2 protein-coding genes and 1 pseudogene are annotated in these 1972 nt (G+C 56.6%); 2 read left to right on the plus strand and 1 reads right to left on the minus strand.

Going from position 1 to position 1972, the window contains the following annotated elements; genetic code table 11:
• A pseudogene (locus LN450_RS15415) lies at positions 1-231 on the plus strand (integrase core domain-containing protein); the annotation flags it as partial.
• A 53-nt stretch (positions 232-284) separates the two neighbouring features.
• Here LN450_RS15415 and xopA read toward each other — a convergent pair.
• On the minus strand, positions 285-638 hold the full coding sequence (gene xopA / locus LN450_RS15420) for a XopA/Hpa1 family type III secretion system protein (RefSeq protein ID WP_011346111.1): 354 nt from the start codon (positions 636-638) through the stop codon (positions 285-287).
• A 368-nt stretch (positions 639-1006) separates the two neighbouring features.
• Here xopA and LN450_RS15425 point away from each other — a divergent pair, with 368 nt between their 5' ends.
• The gene (locus LN450_RS15425; protein ID WP_039417515.1) at positions 1007-1570 is read left to right on the plus strand and encodes a lytic transglycosylase domain-containing protein; all 564 of its coding nucleotides are present in this window, start codon (positions 1007-1009) and stop codon (positions 1568-1570) included.
• Positions 1571-1972: the final 402 nt, after the last annotated feature.

Below are 1972 nucleotides of genomic sequence, written 5' to 3' on the forward strand. Positions count from 1 at the left end.
GTGGCACGCCGACGGACAACGCGATGGTGGAAAGCTTCAACGGCCGGCTGCGACAGGAGTGCCTGAATGCGCATTGGTTCTTGTCTTTAGCCGATGCACGGAGCAAAATCGAAGCGTGGCGGCGCTTCTATAACGAGGAGCGGCCCCACAGTGCACTGGCATGGAACCCCTGCGGAATTCGCCCGAGAACACGGGTCCCAAGCGAATTCAATGAGGGTGCCTGCAGGCTGAAGCATGAAACGGCAACCTGCAGGCCGTGGTCGGTAGGGGCGACCAACAGTTGTTTACTGCATCGATGCAGTGTCGCCCGAGAGGCTGAGGCTAGTGTTGAGCCCTCCATCGGATAAACCACCGAGGCGTCCGCCATTCTTCGCCTGTAAAATGTCTCCGATGACATTCATTAGCATCTGGGTGCGTGGCGACGGAAAATCGGTGGGCTTGTCAGAGTTCGGGGAATCATCAGCATTGTCGTCCTGCAGAAGCATTGAAAAGATGAACTGGGTCAGCAGTTGGTCCAGCTGCTTTTCCGAGATGCCTTGATTGCTTTGATTTGAATCGAATTTTTGAAATTGGTCCGGGTTGACTTGCATAAAGGAAGAGTCGACGCCGAGGTGCGACGTATTCAATGAATTGATCATAGCGATTTCTCTCTGGTTTAACTAGGATTTGTCTTTCGCTCAACTGCCGGGGCCAGGAGGCAACGACTGCTGTGTCGCTTTCCGCCCCGCTGAACAGTAGAAGCTGAAAATCATCGGCGCCATAGAGTATGCGAAATTACGCTTGTGCAAGCGAAGAGGTAAATAAAAAAGATTCTTAGGGTCGATAAGAAAATCCACGGGGTGTCGTTGAAAAACTTTTTTCGCTTGCCTATTAAGTGTTTCGTAGGTCCCGAGTAAATCGCGTACAGGTGGCGTTATGTTGCCGCCGTCGAGCGTCGTGGGTCGTTGTGTACCGGCGCTCTACTCACCTGGAGACCTGTATTCAATCGAGATCGAGGTAACGACACATGATCAATTCAACGATCGCATTCAAGTATGTCGATAAAGTATCCAATTGGCAGTGGGAGGCCTCGTCCGGGCTTTCGCCGAAGCGGCGCATGCGCGCGCAATGGTCCGGACGTGGTCGTCGGGCAGGGGCTGGTCCGCAGCGCATTTTGTTTGCGGCAGCGCTGGCATGCGCGGCGCCTTTCGCACGCGCGGATTGCTTCGAAGAAGCTGCCGGATATCAGCACGTCAACCCTTGGGTGCTGCGGGCCATTGCCTGGCAGGAATCGCGCGGTCGCGCCGACGCGATCCATCGCAACAACAACGGTACGGTGGATTACGGAAAGATGCAGATCAACTCCATCCACCTACGGCGGCTATCCGGCTATGGAATCTCCAAGGACGCGTTGATGCAGCCCTGCGTCAGCGTGTATGTGGCAGCCTGGAGGTTGCGCGAGATGACCAATAAATATGGAAATACCTGGGCTGCAGTAGGCGCCTACCACTCCGAAACGCCGGGAGAGCGCGATAAATATGCGCATGCCATTCATTCGATTCTGCTAAGGCGCGGTGTGATTGATGAATAGCGGGTGTGCCACTGCAGGAGGACGTAGGCGCAGCCCGATGTGCGCGGGGATTCCCTGGGGTGATGGCGTAGGACCGTACAAAGCGGCGGCGCCCCGCGACGGAACTATCTGCAGAAATAGCGCGGTGACCGTGCTGTCGCGCATACGGTGACTGAAATGGCGATCGCCACAGCAGCATCCGTCATCATGGGTCGACAAGGTGCGTCGCGCGGCTGGAGACCTGTGGTGCAGAGACCCGCTAGCCGCGACCTGAGCTGAGAACTGGCATACGCAGCCTAGCTTTCGATCAATCCCTGCTGTCCGCCGCCGCCGGTTGGTTTGTTAGGACGTGCTGGAGGCTGCGCATGGAGCCACCACACAGCTGTCGCACACGCACTGCCGTTGAACCGGCAGTGCGTGTGC

The sequence above is a fragment of the Xanthomonas euvesicatoria pv. euvesicatoria genome (assembly GCF_020880415.1).
GTDB classification, from domain to species: domain Bacteria; phylum Pseudomonadota; class Gammaproteobacteria; order Xanthomonadales; family Xanthomonadaceae; genus Xanthomonas; species Xanthomonas euvesicatoria.